Genomic DNA, 18,241 nt, shown 5'->3' on the forward strand with positions numbered 1-18,241 from the left:
GCGGTCGTCAACGGGCCACCGGGAGGCCGCAGGCCGCACCTAGCGTCCTGGTATGACGACGTCTCAGGTGACGAGGCCGGCGACGCAGAGCAGCCAGGAACCGCCGGCCGCGCCGGCACCGCGGCCGGAGGAGTACCGGCCGCCCAGGCGGTGGATCCGCCGGTCCGGCGGCGGGCCGCGACGGCTCGGCACCCGGATGGTGGCGGCGCTGGTGCTGATCGCGGTGCTGTGCGCGCTCACCGTGGCCGGCGCGATCGGGGTCAGGCGCGACACCGTCCAGTTGCGTGACACCGTCGCCCAACGCGCCGCCGCGGCGGCCCAGTTGCGCTTCGCGCTCGCCGACCTTGACGCGCAGCGCGCCGACACGCTGGCCCCCGGAGTGTCCGCGGCCGACCCGCTGGTGCTCGTCGGCAACCAGCTGAACGCGCTGCTCACCGCGCAGCAACGGCGCGCCCAGGTCAGCGATCTGCTGCGACAGCTGGCCGGCGACACCTCGCAGCAGGCGCGGGTCAGCGCGCTGCTCGACGGGCTCGGCCGCTACGACGACCTCAGCGGACGCGCCGCCTATGTCGCCGAGCAGAACCCGAACCAGATCGTCGGACAGCCGCCGAGGGTCGCGGTGTCCATGAACGTCCAGGCCGGCGAGGTCATGCACGACGAGCTGCTGCCGGCCGCCGACAGGCTGGCGTCCGCCTACCAGCAGCAGGCGGCCGACCGGCAGTCCACCGCGCACGACGGCGCGGTGCGCTGGGCGCTGGCCATCGGACTGATCGGCCTGCTCGCCCTGCTCTTCCTGGTCTGGTGGCAGTGGCAGCTGGCCCGTGACTACCGGCGGCTGCTCACCCCGGGGCTGCTGGTCGCGACCGCGGCCACCCTCGCCATCGGCCTGGCGGGGGCGCTGGCCTTCGGCGGCACCGCCGGCTCGGTGTCCAGCGCGGGCAACGACGGCCTGCGGCCCTGGACCCGGCTCGCGGAGGCGCGGGCGGTGGCGGCGCAGGCCGCGGCCAGCGAGAGCCGCTGGTTCGTGCACGGCGCCGACTACAGCGCCGCCGACACCGCCGCGTTCAACGGCCTGATCGAGCAGCTCCAGAGCCTGCTGTCGCCGGACGGCTACGCCACCGCGGCCGAACGCCCCGGTTACGCCGACGTGCTCACCCGCTTCGGCCACTTCCGCGCCGACGACAAGCGGCTGCGCGAGCTCCAGGCCCAGGGCAGGACCGCCGAGGCCGCCGAGGTGCTCACCTCGGTCACCCGCGGCGATGTGGCCTTCGACTTCTGGGACTTCGCCACCACGCTGGACGCGCTGGCCGGCCGGCAGCTCGACGACTTCACCGCCCACGCCGCCGACGCGCGCGACTCCCTCGACCAGTGGCCCGCACTGCCGGCGGGCGCCCTGGGTGTGTCGGCGGTGCTGGTGCTCCTGGCGGTACGGCCGCGGTTCGCCGAATACCGCTGACCGGCCCGCGGCCGGAGCGCCCGCGACCCGGTCGGCCGCGAGTCACCCGGGACGGCGGGCACTTCGCCGCCCTGCCCGTCTCCCTGGACTGAACGCCGTGGCGGACCGCGCACCCTGTGCCGCTCGCCGTCGCCCAGTGGGGCGTCGAGGAGGTGCTGGAGGAGCGGATGACCGCCGCCGGCGGCCGGATCCTGCGCGGCGCCGCCGTCTCGGGAGTCGAGCAGGACGATGAAGGGGTGGTCGTGACGGCCGGGTCCCTGCGGGTGCGGGCGCGCTACCTGGTGGCATGCGACGGCGGCCACAGCACCGTACGGAAGCTGCTCGGGCTGCCGTTTCCCGGCCGGTCCGGGACCCGTCAGGCGGTGCTGGCCGACGTCCGCCTGTCGGCCGTGTCAGCGCTGGTGCCCCGGGAGATCGGGCACATGAGCACGCTGACCCGCCACGCGGACGGCTACTGGGCGATGCTGGTCCCGCTCGGCGGCGACCGCTACCGGCTCACCTTCGGGCGCAGCGACCCGGCGGGCACGACGGCCGGCGGCGCGGACGGCCCCGGCGCCGGCGGCCCGGACACCCCCGAGGACCCCGCGGAGATCGCCCCCGAGGAGATCAGCGCCGCGCTGCACGCGGTGTACGGCGACGGGACCACCCTGGCCGCCGTGGAGAACTCATCCCGGTTCAGCGACGCCACCCGCCAGCTGGAGCACTACCGGGCGGGCCGGGTGCTCTTCGCGGGCGACGCGGCGCACATCCACCCCCCGCTGGGCGGCCAGGGCCTCAACCTCGGCATCCAGGACGCGTTCAACCTCGGCTGGAAACTGGCCGCGACCCTCCAGGACCGGGCCCCCGACGGCCTGCTGGACAGCTACCACGCCGAACGGCACCCGGTCGGCGCCCAGGTGCTGCACCACACGTCGGCGCAGCGGGTGCTGGCGGACCCGCGGCCGAGCGAGGACGTGGCCGCGCTGCGGGACATCTTCGTCGACCTGATGCGGCTGCCCGACACCAACCGGCACCTGGCGGGGCTGATGTCCGGCCTCTCGCTGAGCTACCCGCTGCCCGGCGGCCATCCGCTCACCGGCCGCCGCCTGCCGGACGCCGGCCTGGTCACCGCGGCAGGACCGGTCCGGCTCTCGGCGCTGTTCGCTTCGGGGCACGCGGTGCTGCTCGATCTGGCCGCCGCCGTCCCGGCCGGCCTCCGGCTGCCCGCCCGGATCGACCTCGTCCGCGGCACCTCGGACGACGACCTGGGCGCCGCCGTCCTGCTGATCCGTCCCGACGGCTACGTGTGCTGGGCCGCCGACAGCGCCGCCCAGGCCGGCGGCGCCGCCCTGGAGGCCGCCGTCGCCCGCAGCCTGCACCGCGGCTGACGCGGTCCGCCGCGGGCGCCCGGTGCGGACTTGTGGGTTCGCGGGGTCGGGAGGTAGAAGTGAAGGAGAAGATTGGTTCGCCTGTGGGGGGCGCCGCGCGAACGACTCGTTGCCCCGGCCACGCCTGGACGAGACGAGACGCGCCCGTGACCACCGAATTCCCGCCCGCATCCGAGGGCGAGCCGTCGCTGCCCGATGACGTGTGGGAGCAGTTCGCCCAAGACTCGGAGCGGGCCATCAGGCTCAGCGCGCCCAAGGAGCCGTCCGCCCGCGCCCGCATCGTGGCCAGGCGGCTGCGCGAGCAGGAGGAACGGGCTGCGGCGGCGAACGCCAGGCGCGGGCCCACCGCCCGCCGGGCGCCCGGCCGGCGGGCCCCGAAGGCCCGGCCGCCCGCCTCCGACCGTCCCTGGCGCACCGGCCCCACCATCCCGGCCGGATACGGGGAGCGCCGGGGCCGCCGGACGGCGGCCGTCGTCTGTGTCGTCCTGGTCGCCGTGCTGCTGGTGGTGGCCCTGTCGCCGGGGCAGATCTGGACCTGGCTGACCACCCACTGACACCGTGCGCCACCGTTGACACCGGGCGCGCCCGCCGGACGGTCAGCCCTCCGCGGTGTCCACCGGCTCGCCCGCCACGATCAGCCCGGACAGGTGCTCGGCGATCTCCGCCCGCAGCACCTCGGGGATCCCGGCGTCGGTGACCAGGGTGTCCACGTCCTCCAGGCTGGCGAACGAACTCAGGCCCACCGTGCCCCACTTGGTGTGGTCGGCGATCACCACCACCCGGCGCGCCGAGCGGACGAACTGCCGGTTGGTCTCGGCCTCCGCCAGGTTCGGCGTGGACAGGCCCGCCTCCACGGAGATGCCGTGCACGCCGAGGAACAGCAGGTCGAAGTGCAGTGACTGGATCGCCCGGTCCGCGACCGGCCCGACCAGGGTCTCCGAGGGGGTGCGCACCCCGCCGGTGATCACCACGGTGGCCGAGGCCTCGCCGTGGCCGGCGGTCGGCCGCCGCTGCCCGGACTGGAAGACGTCCGCGACCCGTACCGAGTTGGTCACCACCGTCAGATCCGGCACTTCGAGCAGATGGTGGGCCAGTGCGAAGGCGGTGGTGCCGCCGGCCAGCGCGATGGCGCTGCCGGGTGGCACCAGTTCCGCCGCGGCCCGTGCGATGGCCTCCTTCGCGCCCAGCTCCAGCCCCGACTTCGCCTCGAAGCCCGGCTCGTGGCTGCTCGCCTCCACCACCGGCACCGCGCCGCCGTGCACCTTCTCCACCACGCCCTGCCGGGCGAGTGCGTCCAGGTCGCGCCGTACCGTCATGTCGGAGACGTTCAGCCGCCGGGTCAGTTCGTTGACGCGGACGCCGCCGCGCCGCCGTACCTCATCGAGGATCAGAGCCCGCCGCTGCTCCGCGAGGAGGTTCTGGTTGTCGCTCACCCGTGACCCCGTCCCGTCCGTCTCGTTTTCCGCACCGCCGGTTACCGGCACGGTGCGGACATCCTTCCACGGTGATGGCCACAGGTGTACGCCTGATGACCGTCGACCGCCAGGCCGGTCGGCTCAGGGCAGTTCCGGCAGGTCGTCAGGGTAGAGCAGCTGCAGCTCCTCGTGGGTGGGCTCGGCCACCTGGGCGAGCCGCACCGCGTGCCGTTCCACCATCGCCTCGAAGGTCTGCCGGGCCGCCCTTCCGTTGCCGAACGCCGGGCCCTTGGGCAGCGCGGTGAAGTACTTCAGCAGCGCCTCGCCGGTGTCCTCGCTGAGCTGGTACTCGTGCTCGGTGGCCTGCGAGCGGACGATGTGCAGCAGCTCGTCGGCCGAGTAGTCGCCGAAGGTGATGGTCCGCGAGAATCGGGACGCGACCCCGGGGTTGGAGGCGAGGAAGCGCTCCATCTCCGCGGTGTAGCCGGCCACGATCACCACCACCGCGTCCCGGTGGTCCTCCATGAGCTTCACCAGCGTGTCGATGGCCTCCCGGCCGAAGTCCCGGCCGGCGTCCTCGGGCGCCAGCGCGTAGGCCTCGTCGATGAACAGCACCCCGCCGCGGGCCCGCTCGAACGCCTCCTGGGTGCGGATCGCGGTGGAGCCGATGTGCTCGCCCACCAGGTCCACCCGGGCCACCTCGATCAGATGGCCGCGCTCCAGCACGTCGAGCGATGCCAGGATCTCGCCGTACAGCCGGGCCACCGTGGTCTTGCCGGTGCCGGGGGAGCCGGTGAAGACCAGGTGCCGGCGCGGCGAGGGCGCCTTGAGGCCGGCCTTCTGCCGGCGGCGGCCCACCTCGATCATGTCGATCAGGGTGCGCACCTCGCGCTTGACGCTCTCCAGGCCGACCAGCGCGTCCAGGTCGCCCAGCACCGCGTCGCTCTCCCGGCTGGGCGCCGCCGCGGGGGGCTGCTCGGGCCGCTGCTCCGGCACCCCGCCGAGCAGCCCGAACGAGGGTGTCGCGGCCTGCTGGTGAGCCGGTACGGCGACCGGTACGGGCTCGGGCACCGCCGCGGTCTGGTCGCTGGTGCACTCCTCGGTGACCGGGCCCGGCGCGGCGAACTCGTAGCCGCCGCGGGCACAGCGCTCGGTACGGCAGCGGGTCAGCGTGGACCGGCAGCCGTCGATGATGTGGAAGCCGTAGCCGCGGCTGCCGGTCACCCGGCACGAGGTGAACGTGCCGCGGCCCTCCGCCGAGACGTAGATCCCCGACTCGGCGGAGTTGGTCACGGTGCAGCGTTCGAGGGCCGGGTCGGCGCCCTTGGTGACGATCACCCCGGTCGCCGTGTCGTCGATGGTGACCTGGGCCAGGGTGCCGCCGCTGCCGTGGTCGCGGAACCAGGCGCCGGTGGCCGCCTCCCGGATCCGGCAGTCGTCCAGCTGGACGTTGGCGCCGTCGCTGACCGAGACCGCGGTGTTGCGGATCTGCGAGAAGTCGGTGTCCACCACGTCGGCGCGGGAGCCGCGGTCGAGGACGAACAGGGCGTCCGGCACGTCGTGGACGCGGCAGGCGTCCAGTATGGCCACCGCGCCGTCGCTCACCCACACCGCGGGGTAGTCGCCGGTGCTGTCGTGGATCTCGCTCTGGTTGGCGTCCGCCCTGGTGCCCGGGTCCCACACCGACAGCCCGTTGCGGCCGAAGCGGCGGATCGTGCAGCGGGTCAGCGTCAGCACCGAGCGGGCCCGCAGGTCCACCGCGTTCTCCGGGATGTCATGGATGTCGCAGTCGGCGAGCGCCAGTACGGCGTCGGTGTCCAGCGACACCCCGTCGCCGGTGGTCCGGTGCACCTGGCAGTCGGTGAAGTGCCCGCTGCCGCGCTGTGACACCTGCACTCCGGTGCCCTGGATCTCGAACACCTCGCAGCCGATGGCCTCAAGGGAGCTGTTCTCACCGGCCACCGACAGGCCGGCGCCGGTGGTGTGGTGCACCCGGCAGCGTTCGAGCCGCGGGGTGGCCCCGCCGCGTACCGAGATGCCGCTCTGGCCGGCCGCGACCACCTCGCACTCCTCGAACACCCCGCCGGCCGCGTCCAGCACGCTGATCCCGAGCCCGGCCGGGTTGTCCACCGTGCAGCGCCGCACCGTGGGGCGGGCGCCGTCGCGCACCTCGATGCCGACCGCGGAGCGGGTGCTGATCCGCAGGCCGGACAGCTCCGGCGTGCCCACCTCGACCACCAGCGCGGCGGCGGAGATGTCCTGGCCCTCCACCAGCAGGTCGAAGACGCCCGCGGCGGCCCGTACGGTCAGCGCCACGCCGGCCGTGGGGGCGATCCGTACGGTGCCGGGGCCGTCGGCGCAGCGCAGCGTCACCGCGTGCTCGAGGACCAGGTTCTCCCGGTAGGTGCCGGGGGCCACCGCCAGCACGTCGCCGTCGCCGGCCACTTCGAGAGCGGCGGCGAGGGTCTCGTACTCACCTGTGCGGCGGCGCCACCGCGAACTGCTCGGGTTGGTCACCTGCACCACGCCATGTGCCATCGGGCTGCTCTGCCCCCACCTCTTGCGTCGGCCGACCGGGGATCAAAGGTAGCGCGCGCGGAGGCCCGTCGTTGACGGCCGTCCAGCCGGTGGCCGGTCATGGGCCCGCCGCGCCGCTCAGCCGTCCGCGCCCGCCCGGCCCCAGTCCTGGCCGACCCGGGCCCATTCGCGCTCCCAGGACTCCAGCCTGCGGCGCATCAGCCGCCACAGGAGTATCTGGCGGGACATCAGCAGCAGCCCGGCGGCCGCGGTGCCGGCCGCCATGCCCGCGAGCACCGAGTGGGTCGCGGCGGTGCCCGCGTCCAGCGGCGGCGCCACCAACTCGCCGTCCTTGCCGGTCCACACCCGGACGGTGCCGACCTGCCACACCTCGAGCTCCACCGGCACGGTCTCGGTGCGCGTCACATGATCGCGCCCGGTCCAGCGCAGCAGGTCGCCATGGCGCGGATCGACGGCCTTGCTCGCCGCGTTCGAGGTGTCGGTGGTGCGCGAGCCTCTGGAGGTCGGCAGCACGGTGGCGGGCACCAGGAAGCGTTCCGCGCGCTCGGCGCGCATCACATGGTGCAGCGTGCGGTCCACCGACTGGCCGGCCCACCAGCCGAGCAGCGGCGTGAGGCAGACCAGGACGGCGGTCAGCAGCCCGACACACGTCTGCACGACGTCGGAACGGCGGCGCAGCGGATTGCGCCGCAACTGCCAGCCGAGCTTCCTGCGCCCTTTGCGACGACCCATGGGGCCACCCCCTTCACACCCGTTCAACTACCGCAAACGGCGCGACTCATGCGTGTGGATTCACGCCGTGGAGGTCGCGAGGGTGACGCACCGATGCGTTACTCCACCACGATCAACGGATCGCCCACCCGCAGGGTTCCGGATCGCTCGGGGATCAGATTCTGGCCGAAAAGCAGGCCGTCGCCGAACCGGCGGTGCCTGCCGAGGGTGCGCAGCGGCTCCTTGCCGCGGGCCGCGCTGGACTGGTCGGTGGTGGTGATCACGCAGCGCGCGCAGGGTTTGGGCACCCGGAATTCCACCGTGCCTATCCGCACCCGGCGCCAGCTGTCCTCCGCCCAGGCGGCGGTGCCGTCGATCACCGCGTTCGGCCGGAACCTGTCCATCGGCAGCGGGCCCTCCTGCGGCCGGTCGCCGTCGGCGATCAGCGAGTTGAGCGCGGCGAGGGATCCCGTGGTGGTCACCATCAGCGGAAACCCGTCGGCGAGACTGACCGTGTCACCCGGCTGCGCGTAGTCCGGGTCCACCGGTCGGCGTACCGCCGGGTCGTCCATGTGCATCAGCCGCACCGGCGTGCCGAGGAGCCCGGAGAACCAGCCGTCCGCCGGCTCGCCCGCAGGCAGCACCTCGATCTTGTGCGAGAAGAGCCGCACGGTCTCCAGCGCTCCAGGCGCCGGCACGGCCACCTCCAGCGGTTCGCGACCGGGCGCGGACAGCCGCAGGCCGCCACCCCCCGAGGGTCGGGCCCGCAGCAGTGCCATCCGCGGCTGCTCCCGCTGGGTCACCGCCCGCAGCGTGCGGGAGTCGACCAGCATCCAGCGGCGGTCATGGGCGAGCCCCCACGGCTCCACGACCGCTTCCGGCAGTGCGATCCCGCGCAGCGACTTGACGGGATAGAGGTGCAGCGCGCTGAGTCGGGGCGTGGTCATGCCACCATCCTGCCAGCTGGCGCCCGCGTGTCCCCCGCAAGCCGTCTGCCAGGCGCTTCCGCCTGCCCTCTCCGCCGCCGCTTCGCGCGGTCAGTGCTGGTGTCAGCCCTGGTAGTAGCCGCCGCCCTGCTGGGCCGGAGGCACGCCGAGCCCGAGGTTGCGGCGCGGGTACTGGTCCTCCTGGTGGCCGCCGGGGACCTGCCGCGGCGGGACCGGGCGGGGCGCCATCGGGCGCGGTGTCTCGTAGCCCGACGGGGACGGCTGCGGCGGCTGGGCCGGGTAGCCGCCGCCGTTGCCGTAGCCGTTCTGGTAGCCGCCGCCGCGCGGCGCCGCTGCCTGCTGCGGGATGTACGCGGTCGGCTGCTGCTGCTGGTAGCCGCCCGTCGGGTAGCCGTTGTGCATCGCGGGCTGCATGGCCTGCTGCGGCTGCGGCTGGGCGTACTGCGAGGGGGCGGACGGCCCCGAGGGCAGCGCCGGAAGGGCGGGCAGCGCGGGCAGGTTGCTGCCGGCGTAACCACCGTTGCCGTAGCCCCCGGTCTCGTACGGGGAGTACGGGGACGGCACGCGGATGGGGGCGATCTGCGGTGTGCCGCGCTCGGCGACGAGGCTGTCGTAGATCGGGGTGTCCGGGAAGGACGAGAAAGAAGGGGAGTAGCCGCCGTAGCCGCCACCGTACGAACCGCGGGGGGTGGTCATGAGCCATAAGTTAAGCCCACGATGTGGTCGTTGGGGAGACCGATTAGCGGGTTGTTTGCGGTGCGCTGTGTGACGGCAAGTCCCCAATATGAGCGAATCCCCGGAAACCGGTCAGCGTGGCGTGGTGTGATCAGGTAAAAGCCGTGCGTCCGGGGGGTTACCAGCGGTCTCGATTCGCTGGGGGAGGGGGATTCGATGACGCTGCGCGAGGGCGGGGGCGTCCGGCTATCGGACTCCGTACTCCGGCTGGAGTTCGGCCGGCGGGCCGGCTCCGGGGTGCCGCGGGCGGAGGTGCGGGCGGTGCTGCTCGCCGGACGGTCGGCCGCCGTGCGGACGGTCGCCGCGGCGCCCCGCGGCGCGCGCCCGGAGGGTGATGGCGGCGAACTGGTGGACGCCCTCACGGTCGATCTCGGATCACTCGAAAGTGCCGTCAGGAGCGTGCGGTTGATCGCCCGCACGGAGGGCGGCCCGCTCGGCCGGGTGCCCGGGCTGTGGGTCCGGGTGCACGGGGTGGAGGCGGGCGCCGGGGCCGACTGGGAGGCGGCGGCCGGCGAGTCGCAGTACGTGGTCGGCGAGTGCGTCAGGCGCGGCGGCGGCTGGTGGTTCTCGACGGTGCCCGAGCCGGTCTACCAGCCGGTGTGGCTGCCGGAGTTCCCCGCCGCCTCGGAGCCGCGGACGGCGGAGCCCGCCGCCGCGCCGCCGGGGAGCGCCCCCGGACCCGTCACGCTGACCGAGGCGGCGCCCGCGGTGCCGCTGCCCGGGTCCGGCGGGGCTCTCTCCGGCACGCTGCGGGTCGGCGTCGGGCTGGCCGGCCCGGGGGAGTCCCGGCCCGGCTTCGATCTGTGCGCGCTCTTCGAACTGTCCGACGGCAGCAAGGGAGTCGTCCAGTCGCTCGGCGGTGGCTACGGGTCGCTCGACCGGCCGCCGTTCATCCGGCTGGACGGGGCCGGCTCCGGGGGAGCGGGCGCCACCGTCGCCCTCGACCTGGGGCGCGGCGCGCACTTCCGCCGCGTGCTGGTCTTCGCCGCCGTCTACGAGCGCGCCCGCAGCTTCGCGGGCATGCGGGCCGCCGTCACCCTGCGGTCCGAGCACGGGCCGCCGGTGGACTTCAGCACCGGCGAGTGCGCGGTCGAGTCCACCGCCTGCGCGCTGGCCCTGCTCATCCGGGACGGCGCCGGCCTGGTGGCCCGCCGTGAGGCCGTCTTCCTGGCGCCGCGGCAGGGCGTGAGCCCGCAGCGGATGGTGGACTACGCCTACGGCTGGGGGTTGCAGTGGACACCGGTCGGCAAGTGAGCAACGGCCGCCGGGCGGCGGGGCGTTCGGCCCTTTCGCGCGGGCGTCACTCCTGCGCGGAGGCGTCAGGACGGGCGTAGGTGCGGCCCTTCCAGGCCGCGCCCCGGCCCCGGTAGTGCTGGACCGCCGAGTCCACGGTCATCAGCAGGTAGAGCGCGGCGGTGTACGGCAGCGTGGGCGCCAGCAGCAGCGGCTGCCCGTAGTAGCGCAGCATCGGCAGGTACGTGCCCGCCATCACCAGCCAGGCCGCCGCGCCCAGCGCGCACAGCGGCCAGGCGCCGGCCACGGCTCCGCCGACCGCGGCGACCGGCGGCACCAGGTAGATCAGCGCGAGGCCGAGCACCGTGCCCGCCAGCACGGCCGGATTGTGCCGCAGTTGGGCGTACGCGCTGCGGGACACCATCCGCCACAGCTCGGCCAGGTCGGGGTAGGGGCGGACGCTGTCCACCCGGTCGGCCAGGCCGAGCCAGATCCGGCCGCCGGAGCGCCGCACGGCGCGGGCCAGCGCCACGTCGTCGATCACCGACTGGCGGATGGAGTCCGGCACGTCGGCCGCGGTGGCGGCCGAGGAGCGCAGCAGGACGCAGCCGCCGGCCGCGGCGGCGGTGCGGGAGCGCGGGCGGTTGATCCAGCGGAACGGGTAGAGCTGGGCGAAGAAGTACACGAACGCGGGGACGATGAGGCGCTCCCAGCCGGTCTCCACGCGCAGCCTGGCCATCAGCGAGACCATGTCCAGGTTCGCGGACTCGGCCGCGGCTGCGAGTTCGCGCAGGCTGTCCGGGCGGTGGGCGATGTCGGCGTCGGTCAGCAGCAGGAAGTCGGCGTCCGTGCGTTCGCGGGCCAGGGCGATGCCGTGCTTGACGGCCCACAGCTTGCCCGTCCAGCCGGAGGGGGGCTCGCCGGGCGAGGTCACGGTCAGCGGCAGGCCGCCGAAGCGGGTGTGCAGGTCGCGGGCGACGGTGGCGGTGCCGTCGGTGCTTCCGTCGTCGACGAGGAAGATCTCGGCCCGGCCGGGGTAGTCCTGGGCGAGCAGCGAGGGCAGGCTCAGGCCGAGCACCTCGGCTTCGTCCCTGGCCGGGACGACGATTGCCACGCTCGGCCAGTGGGGCGGGGTCTCGCGGGGCGGGAGCCGGGTGTCGGTGCGCCAGAAGCCGCCTTGTCCGAGGAGGAGCCATACCCAGGCCAGCAGGGACGCTGCCGCGATCACCGTCATCACCATCACCCGCGGCAGTCTGCACCACGCCTGCGGCGAGCCGCCCCAGCACCCCGGCGCGCCGCTCCTCGGCTCCGCCTGCCCGGTCGCGGTCGCGCCCCCGGCTTGCCCGCCGTGCTGGCTTGTCGCGCAGTTCCCCGCGCCCCTTCGGGTCGCGCTGGTTCTGGCCCGGTGGCGTGGGCCCCGTGAGGGGCGCGGGGAACTGCGCGACGAGCCACGACGGTGCGGTAGTCGGCAGGGGAGCGTAAGGGGCTGGGCCTGGCCCGTCAGGGGCGCGGGGAACTGCGCGACAAGCCACGACGGCGGCGCGGGCGGGATTGATTAGAGTAGGGAACGTGAAGATCGCGCTCGTGGACTCCGGGATCGGGCTGCTCGCCGCTGCCGCGGCGGTGCGGCGGATGCGGCCGGACGCGGATCTCCTGCTTTCGGCTGATCCTGACGGCATGCCCTGGGGTCCGCGCACCGCGGCGGATGTGGCGCGGCGCGCCATGGAGTGCGCGGTGGCCGCGGCGGAGCGGCAGCCGGACGCGCTGATCGTCGCGTGCAACACCGCCTCCGTGCACGCCCTGCCCGCGCTGCGGGCCGCCTTCGAGCCCGCGCTCCCGGTCGTCGGCACCGTGCCCGCGATCAAGCCGGCCGCCGCCCGAGGCGGCTCCGTGGCCATCTGGGCCACCCCCGCCACGACCGGCAGCGCCTACCAGCGCGGCCTGATCGCCGAGTTCGGCAACGGCGCGCAGGTCACGGGAGTGCCGTGCCCCGGCCTCGCGGACGCGGTGCAGAACGCCGACTCCGCCGCGGTGGCCGCCGCGGTGGCCGCCGCGGCCGCGCGGACTCCGTTCGACGTGCACACCGTGGTACTCGGCTGCACGCACTACGAACTGGTCTCCGACCTGATCGCCGCCGCCCTCCCCGGCATCACCCTGCTCGGCTCGGCCGACGCCGTCGCCGCGCAGGCGCTGCGCCGGATCGGCGCCGAGCCGGCCGCCGCGCCGCCCGGTTCCCGCCCCGGCGGCCTGGAGGTCATCCTCAGCGGGCGGCCGAGCCCGACTCTCCCGCCCGCGGCGCTGAGCTATCCCGAGGGCGCGGCGCTGACCGCCATACCAGGACATAACGACGCGATGGCGCGTTCGTGAGAGATGCCACGGCGTGCGTCAGAACACTGCCGACTCGCCGGTAGGTCGGTACTCTTCCTGACATGACGCACGCTCCCCGGCCGGCGGCCGGCTCGCCGCAGGTCTGGACGGGTCGGGCCAGCAACCGAATCCAGTGGCTGTTCGCAGCCGCGGGCGCCGCCTGCGTGGCCCTCGGCATCGAGCTCGCCGTCGACCAGCCGGCCACCACCGCGCTCGCCCCCCTCGTGATGTCCGTCGTCGGATGCCTGACGGTCGGACTGCTGATCCTGTTCCTGACGGTCGCCTTCACCCATGTGCAGGTACGGGTGGACCGCGAAGGCGTCTACGTGCGCTGCGGCCACATCGGCCTGCCGCGCCGCCGCATCTCACTCGACCAGGTGAGCGGCGCCCAGCTCGATCCGAGCGTCAGCCCGCGCAGCTGGGGCGGCTGGGGTTACCGCTGGCGGCCCGAGAAGGGCACCGCCGTGGTGGTGCGGCGCGGTCCCGGCGTGGTGATCGACCTGGGCGGCGGCCACCTGTTCACCGTCACCGTGGACGACGCGGAGGGCGCGGTGCAGGCCATCACCGACTGGCTGCGGCTGCACTCCGTCCCGGTCACTGGCACATCTGCCCGCTGAGCCCGCCGAGCCCCCGTCCGATCCGCCGAGCCCCCGTCTGAGCCCGCCGCCTGCTGAGCCCCGCTACGGCGCCAGATCGTCGGCAAGCGGCCTGGCCGTGGCGATCCCGGCCAGGAATCCGGCCCCCGCCGTCACCGCCGCATAGCCCAGCACATGGTCCACCGACGCCAGCATGGCGAGCCCGGTGAGCCCCGCGCCCGCGGTGAGCACGACCGGCGTGGGCCGCGGCGAGCGCCACAGCGCGCAGAGCAGCCAGCCGAACGCGATCCCCAGCAGCCCCGCGCCCGGCAGCCCCTGCTCCGCGGCCAACTGGAGCGGTGCTGACTGCGCCGAGATCGGCGAGGGCGCGTCGTCCGGTACGGCGGACCCGTCGTCGGGGAAACGCTCGGGGCCCACGCCCCGCAGCGGATGGTGCTCGGCCAGGCTGACCGCCTGGTGCCACAGGTCGACCCGCGGCTGGGTGAGCTGCCCGGTCAGCGACTGGGAGAGCCCCGACGGCAACTCGTTCTCGGCCAGCGCGTAGCTGCCGCCGACCGCCAGCAGGGTGGCCAGCGCCAGCCCGACGAGCCCGAGCAGCCGCCCCCTCATCCGTGCGGCGGCCAGCGAGCACAGCACGATGGCCAGGCCGGCGGCGAACCCCGCGGTCGAGCCGAGCGCGAGTGCCGTCGCCGCCGCGCCCGCGCCGGTCAGCCACAGGGCGGTCCGCACCACCGGGCCGCGCGCGGCCCACGCGGCGCAGCAGGCACCGCCCACCGCGAGCACCAGGAGCGCGGCATCCGCGTTGGCGTAGCCGAGCGGCGGCGAGTCGGATCCGCCGGACAGCCGGGAGGACGGCACCAGGACCAGGGCCAGCACGGTGACCGCGGCCGCGGCGGGCGCGAGCACCGGCAGCACCGCGCCCAGCACCCGTCCGGCGGCGAATCCCGCGGTGACCGCGAGCAGCGCCAGCAGCGCGCCCTCGGGGCGGGCCGCCCGGCCGGTCGCGGCGATCAGCGTCCAGACCGCGGAGCACGCGAGCACCGCGATCCCGGCGGCGTCCAGTGCCCCGACCCCGCTGTACGGTCCCGGCGCGCGCCGCGACGACGCCCCCGCGGCGGCGTCCCGGCCCCGCTCGTCCTCCCGGTCGTCCCCCCGCTCGGAATCCCGCTGTCCCTGCCGTCCCCGTCGTTCCTGCCGTCCCCGCTGCCCCTGATGTGCGGCGTCCGGCGTGCCGTCGGCCGTCGTGTCCATCCCCCGATACCCCCTGCCGCCGCCGGGGCGCGCCGGGGTGCCGGCACACCCGCGGTCCCCGCGTGGGCGCTTACTGTCCGGTCACCGTAACGGGTGACGGTGGTCCTGTGGACAGGTTGTGCGCGAACGGCGCGGACCTTGGGAGGCCTGGTGCTGATGTGGCGCGCACGGGGTTTCTCGTAGGCTCGGGCCATGGCCACTCCCCAGTTCATCCAGGACATCCGCGCCAAGGCCGGCGACGTGTTGCTGCTGCTGCCAGGTGTCGTGATGGTGGTGTTCGACGACCGCGGCCGGGTCCTGCTCAACCGGCGCTCCGACACCGGCAGGTGGGCACTGATCAGCGGCATCCCGGAGCCCGGCGAGCAGCCCGCGCTGGCCGCGGTGCGCGAGATCGAGGAGGAGACCGGGGTGCGCGCCACCGTCGAGCGGGTGCTGAGCGTGTTCACCAACGAGGCGATCGTCCACACCAACGGCGACCACGCGCAGTACATCGACATCGTGCTGCGCTGCCGGGCGCTCGGCGGCGAGGCCCGGGTGAACGACGACGAGTCGCTCGACGTGCGCTGGTTCGGGCCGGACGAGCTGCCGCCGCTCGGCCCGATCGCCCGCGGCCGGATCGAGCTGGCGCTGCGGGACGAGCCCACCTGGTTCGTGCCGGCGCCCTGACCCGGGGGCGCGGTGAGCGCCCGCCGCTCACTCGTCCAGGCCGGCCGCCGCGAGCCCCATGAAGTCCACCTTCTCGCCGCGGCCCTCGCCCCGGAACAGCGCGAAGGCGGCCACCGCGGCGGCGGCCATCACCGCCGCGCTCACCGTGAAGCCGAGCGTGAAGCCGTCGCTGAGCGCCGTGGCCTGCGGGTGCCCGGCCGCCATCCGGTGCGCGGTGCGGGACGCGGCGATGCTGACGGTGACCGAGAGGCCCAGCGCGCCGCCCGCGGTCCTGCTGACGTTCGCCAGGCCGGAGGCCAGCCCCGTCATGGACGGCGGCACCCCGGCCACCGAGGCGATCGTCATCGGTACGAAGGTCAGCGCGAGGCCGAGGCCCGCCAGCACCGACGGCAGGACGACGTTGCGCCACAGCCCGCCCGTCGGGCTGTCGTGGGCGAACACCAGCAGGCCCGCGGCGGCCACCAGCGTGCCGAGCACCAGGACGTACCTGACCCCGATCAGCGGTACGAGCAGCGGCGCCACGCCCGCGAAGACCAGCACTGTGCCGGTCATCGGCAGGTACATCAGCCCGGCCTTGACCGCCGAGTAGTGCAGGGTCTGCTGGAGGTAGAGCGAGATGAAGTAGAACATCGCCACCATCCCGCCGCCGACCAGCGCGGCCACCGCGTTCGCCCCGGTCACCGAGCGGTTGGCGAAGATCGAGAACGGGATCAGCGGGTCCTGGGCGATCCGGGTCTCGTGGACGACCAGGTAGCCGAGCAGCGCCGCAGAGCCGGCCAGCAGTCCGATGGTCCTGGCCGAGCCCCAGGGGTGCTCGCCGGTCTGCGACACCGCGTAGGCGAACAGCGAGAACCCCGCGGTGACCGCCACCGCGCCGGCCGTGTCGAAGGAGCGGTGCCTGCGGGCCGGCCGGTCGGCCGCCAGGAACCGCGGCGCGAGGGCCAGCATCAGCAGTCCCAGCGGGATGTTGACGAAGAAGATCCACCGCCAGCCGGGCCCGCCGGCGATGAGCCCGCCCACCGTCACCCCGAGCGAGCCGCTGATCCCGGCGGTGCCGCCCCAGATCGCCAGCGCCCGGTTGCGGGCCCTGCCCTCGGGGAAGGTGGTGGCGATGATCGCCAGCGTCATCGGCGCCACGAACGCCGCCGACAGGCCCTGCAGCGCCCGGGTGGTGATCAGCATGTCGGCGTTCTGCGCGAGGCCGGAGGCGAGCGAGGCCGCGGTGAACAGCGCGACCCCGCTCAGGAAGACCCGTCTCCTGCCCAGCAGGTCGCCGACCCGGCTGCCGAGCAGCAGCAGGCCGCCGAAGACCACCGTGTAGGCGTTGATCACCCAGGACAGGCTGTCCGGCGTGAAGTGCAGGTCGCGCTGCATGGTGGGCAGCGTGACGTTCACCACCGTCACGTCGATGAGTTCGATCAGCTGGGCCAGGCAGAGCAGCGCGAGCGCCACCGTGTGCCGTCCGGTCCAGACGAACTCGGGTGCGGTGGAGGCCGGTTGCTCCGCCACCGCCCGGCCGGGCAGTCCCCTGTGCTGCCCAGCCGCCTTCCGATCCTCCGGCCGCGCCATCTCAGGCGCCCACCGGTACGTCGTCCCGCGCCGCGGGTTTCCGCGGTCTGGCCCAGCGCCGCATGATGGGCCGTTCGAACGCGCTGTACATCAGGGCGGAGAGTGCCAGCGACACGGTGAGCGCCAGCAGCGCCAGGCCGGTCACCTGCCAGCCGGAGAGCCTGCTCATCATGGTGACGCCGAAGAGGTGCGCGCCGTAGGTGATGACCAGTTCGTGCACCATGTAGAAGGCGAACGAGATCTCGCCGAGCCACACCGCGCCCCTCCTGGACGCCAGCGTCCTGCGGCCGTTGATGTCGGCCGTCGCGGCGGCCGGCACGATCAGCGCCAGCGGGATGACGGTGGCCGCGACCAGGCCGTACTCGCCGTGGATGTAGACCGCCAGCACGTAGAACGGTACGAAGGCGAGCAGTGCCACCGGCAGGCTGATCCGCGGCCACAGCTTCTCGACCACGATCCTGGCGAGCAGCATGCCGAGGACGAACTCCAGCAGCCGGGTGACCGGGAAGAAGTAGACGAACCACATCTGCTCGACCGTCCAGGGCAGGAACACCGGGTTGGTGCCGCCCATGAACAGCTCGGCGATCAGCGGCACCAGCCAGACCCCGAGGACCATCAGCCCGGCGCCCCACATCAGGGTCCGCCTGGGCAGTCTGCTCAACGTCCGCAGCAGCAGCGGGAAGCAGAGGTAGAAGAACGCCTCGCAGGCCAGCGACCAGCTCACGTCGTTCAGGCCGGTGAAGAGCGCGAAGTCCGGCGTCCAGGTGTGCACCAGCAGCAGGTTCGGGATCGTCTGCCTGACGGTGAAGGAGCTGCCGATGGTCAGCACCAGCAGCAGCGCCGCCACGGCGGTGACCAGGTGGGTGGGGTAGATCTTGAGTACCCGGCGGCGCCAGAAGGCGCGTGCGGTGTCTCCCGGCACCGCCGACCAGGTCAGCACGAATCCGCTGAGGATGAAGAAGAACGAGACGCCGGCACCGCCGAAGTCGGTCCAGAAGTACCGCAGGGTGTGCCCGTCCCAGGTGTAGCTGGCGGGAATGAGCACGAAGAAGACATGAGAGGTGAACACCATCGCCGCCGCCAGGAACCGCATTCCGGTCAGCGAGTTGAGCGCGGGTCGGCGTAACGTCCGTTCTACGCTCTGTGTGCGAGTCTGTAGTGCCACCGGACACTCCCTTCGGTCAGGTGAGGCGGCCGACCCCCGTCAACCGCCTTCAGCGGGCCGTCGACAGACTCATCGCAGCGGCCCGCGACCAGAGTCGGGCACACCGGCCCCGATCCGTCCCCATCCCGTCCCCGCCTCGTCACCGGTGGCCGGTCGGGGAGTTGACAGCCCGTCCGGCGGCGGGACCCGCACGCGTTCCCAGCCCGGCCGGAGCCGGTCTATGAT

15 protein-coding genes and 1 pseudogene are annotated in these 18,241 nt (G+C 74.1%); 7 read left to right on the forward strand and 9 right to left on the reverse strand.

The features are described from left to right. The first annotated feature begins 52 nt into the window (after window positions 1-52). From ACQPW6_RS36525 to ACQPW6_RS36535, 3 genes and pseudogenes are all read left to right on the forward strand, one after another. Window positions 53-1,456, forward strand: a complete 1,404-nt coding sequence (locus tag ACQPW6_RS36525) for a hypothetical protein (RefSeq protein ID WP_433894022.1) — start codon at window positions 53-55, stop codon at window positions 1,454-1,456. 53 nt (window positions 1,457-1,509) lie between these two features. Then, window positions 1,510-2,823 (forward strand): annotated as a pseudogene (locus ACQPW6_RS36530) (FAD-dependent monooxygenase); the annotation flags it as partial. A 146-nt stretch (window positions 2,824-2,969) separates the two neighbouring features. After that, window positions 2,970-3,377, forward strand: a complete 408-nt coding sequence (locus ACQPW6_RS36535; protein ID WP_433894023.1) for a hypothetical protein — start codon at window positions 2,970-2,972, stop codon at window positions 3,375-3,377. A 42-nt stretch (window positions 3,378-3,419) separates the two neighbouring features. Here ACQPW6_RS36535 and ACQPW6_RS36540 read toward each other — a convergent pair whose 3' ends face one another. From ACQPW6_RS36540 to ACQPW6_RS36560, 5 genes are all read right to left on the reverse strand, one after another. After that, window positions 3,420-4,256, reverse strand: coding sequence for a DeoR/GlpR family DNA-binding transcription regulator (locus ACQPW6_RS36540; protein ID WP_433894024.1), 837 nt, complete (start codon window positions 4,254-4,256; stop codon window positions 3,420-3,422). Between the two features lie 123 nt (window positions 4,257-4,379). Beyond that, window positions 4,380-6,776: a right-handed parallel beta-helix repeat-containing protein gene (locus ACQPW6_RS36545; protein ID WP_433894025.1), complete on the reverse strand. Its 2,397-nt coding sequence runs from the start codon at window positions 6,774-6,776 to the stop codon at window positions 4,380-4,382. Window positions 6,777-6,893: 117 nt separating this feature from the next. Then, entirely contained in the window at window positions 6,894-7,508 is a 615-nt protein-coding gene (locus tag ACQPW6_RS36550) for an Rv1733c family protein (protein WP_433894026.1), read from the reverse strand. Window positions 7,509-7,606: 98 nt separating this feature from the next. After that, window positions 7,607-8,434, reverse strand: a complete 828-nt coding sequence (locus ACQPW6_RS36555) for an MOSC domain-containing protein (RefSeq protein WP_433894027.1) — start codon at window positions 8,432-8,434, stop codon at window positions 7,607-7,609. A 102-nt stretch (window positions 8,435-8,536) separates the two neighbouring features. Next, a complete protein-coding gene (locus ACQPW6_RS36560) occupies window positions 8,537-9,130 on the reverse strand; it encodes a DUF6643 family protein (RefSeq protein ID WP_433894028.1) in 594 nt (197 codons plus the stop codon). 195 nt (window positions 9,131-9,325) lie between these two features. Here ACQPW6_RS36560 and ACQPW6_RS36565 point away from each other — a divergent pair, with 195 nt between their 5' ends. Further along, window positions 9,326-10,423, forward strand: coding sequence for a Tellurium resistance (locus ACQPW6_RS36565; RefSeq protein ID WP_433894029.1), 1,098 nt, complete (start codon window positions 9,326-9,328; stop codon window positions 10,421-10,423). A gap of 46 nt (window positions 10,424-10,469) precedes the next feature. On the opposite strand, the gene ACQPW6_RS36570 is transcribed toward ACQPW6_RS36565, so the two are convergent. Further along, window positions 10,470-11,636: a glycosyltransferase gene (locus tag ACQPW6_RS36570; RefSeq protein WP_433894776.1), complete on the reverse strand. Its 1,167-nt coding sequence runs from the start codon at window positions 11,634-11,636 to the stop codon at window positions 10,470-10,472. 335 nt (window positions 11,637-11,971) lie between these two features. Between ACQPW6_RS36570 and ACQPW6_RS36575 the strand changes: the two genes are divergently transcribed. Both ACQPW6_RS36575 and ACQPW6_RS36580 read left to right on the forward strand, forming a co-directional pair. Next, window positions 11,972-12,769, forward strand: coding sequence for a glutamate racemase (locus ACQPW6_RS36575; RefSeq protein ID WP_433894030.1), 798 nt, complete (start codon window positions 11,972-11,974; stop codon window positions 12,767-12,769). A 62-nt stretch (window positions 12,770-12,831) separates the two neighbouring features. Beyond that, on the forward strand, window positions 12,832-13,386 hold the full coding sequence (locus tag ACQPW6_RS36580) for a hypothetical protein (RefSeq protein WP_433894031.1): 555 nt from the start codon (window positions 12,832-12,834) through the stop codon (window positions 13,384-13,386). Between the two features lie 63 nt (window positions 13,387-13,449). Here ACQPW6_RS36580 and ACQPW6_RS36585 read toward each other — a convergent pair whose 3' ends face one another. Next, entirely contained in the window at window positions 13,450-14,616 is a 1,167-nt protein-coding gene (locus ACQPW6_RS36585) for an O-antigen ligase family protein (RefSeq protein WP_433894032.1), read from the reverse strand. A 192-nt stretch (window positions 14,617-14,808) separates the two neighbouring features. On the opposite strand from ACQPW6_RS36585, the gene ACQPW6_RS36590 reads away from it, so the two are divergent. Further along, entirely contained in the window at window positions 14,809-15,282 is a 474-nt protein-coding gene (locus tag ACQPW6_RS36590; protein ID WP_433894033.1) for an NUDIX hydrolase, read from the forward strand. A 27-nt stretch (window positions 15,283-15,309) separates the two neighbouring features. On the opposite strand, the gene ACQPW6_RS36595 is transcribed toward ACQPW6_RS36590, so the two are convergent. Next, window positions 15,310-16,791 carry an MFS transporter gene (locus tag ACQPW6_RS36595; protein WP_433894034.1) on the reverse strand — a complete coding sequence of 494 codons (1,482 nt, stop codon included), beginning with the start codon at window positions 16,789-16,791 and terminating at the stop codon, window positions 15,310-15,312. Window positions 16,792-16,852: 61 nt separating this feature from the next. Next, the gene (locus ACQPW6_RS36600) at window positions 16,853-18,016 is read right to left on the reverse strand and encodes an acyltransferase family protein (protein ID WP_433894035.1); all 1,164 of its coding nucleotides are present in this window, start codon (window positions 18,014-18,016) and stop codon (window positions 16,853-16,855) included. Window positions 18,017-18,241 lie beyond the last annotated feature (225 nt).

It is taken from the genome of Streptomyces sp. CA-111067, assembly GCF_050956065.1.
Classification (GTDB): domain Bacteria; phylum Actinomycetota; class Actinomycetes; order Streptomycetales; family Streptomycetaceae; genus Actinacidiphila.

Bases quoted from the DNA above. Each gene is read 5' to 3' on its own strand.
- ACQPW6_RS36525 (WP_433894022.1), top strand. From the start codon at position 53: ATGACGACGTCTCAGGTGACGAGGCCGGCGACGCAGAGCAGCCAGGAA.
- ACQPW6_RS36545 (WP_433894025.1), bottom strand. From the start codon at position 6,776: ATGGCACATGGCGTGGTGCAGGTGACCAACCCGAGCAGTTCGCGGTGG.
- ACQPW6_RS36550 (WP_433894026.1), bottom strand. From the start codon at position 7,508: ATGGGTCGTCGCAAAGGGCGCAGGAAGCTCGGCTGGCAGTTGCGGCGC.
- ACQPW6_RS36555 (WP_433894027.1), bottom strand. From the start codon at position 8,434: ATGACCACGCCCCGACTCAGCGCGCTGCACCTCTATCCCGTCAAGTCG.
- ACQPW6_RS36560 (WP_433894028.1), bottom strand. From the start codon at position 9,130: ATGACCACCCCCCGCGGTTCGTACGGTGGCGGCTACGGCGGCTACTCC.
- ACQPW6_RS36565 (WP_433894029.1), top strand. From the start codon at position 9,326: ATGACGCTGCGCGAGGGCGGGGGCGTCCGGCTATCGGACTCCGTACTC.
- ACQPW6_RS36570 (WP_433894776.1), bottom strand. From the start codon at position 11,636: ATGACGGTGATCGCGGCAGCGTCCCTGCTGGCCTGGGTATGGCTCCTC.
- ACQPW6_RS36580 (WP_433894031.1), top strand. From the start codon at position 12,832: ATGACGCACGCTCCCCGGCCGGCGGCCGGCTCGCCGCAGGTCTGGACG.
- ACQPW6_RS36585 (WP_433894032.1), bottom strand. From the start codon at position 14,616: ATGGACACGACGGCCGACGGCACGCCGGACGCCGCACATCAGGGGCAG.
- ACQPW6_RS36590 (WP_433894033.1), top strand. From the start codon at position 14,809: ATGGCCACTCCCCAGTTCATCCAGGACATCCGCGCCAAGGCCGGCGAC.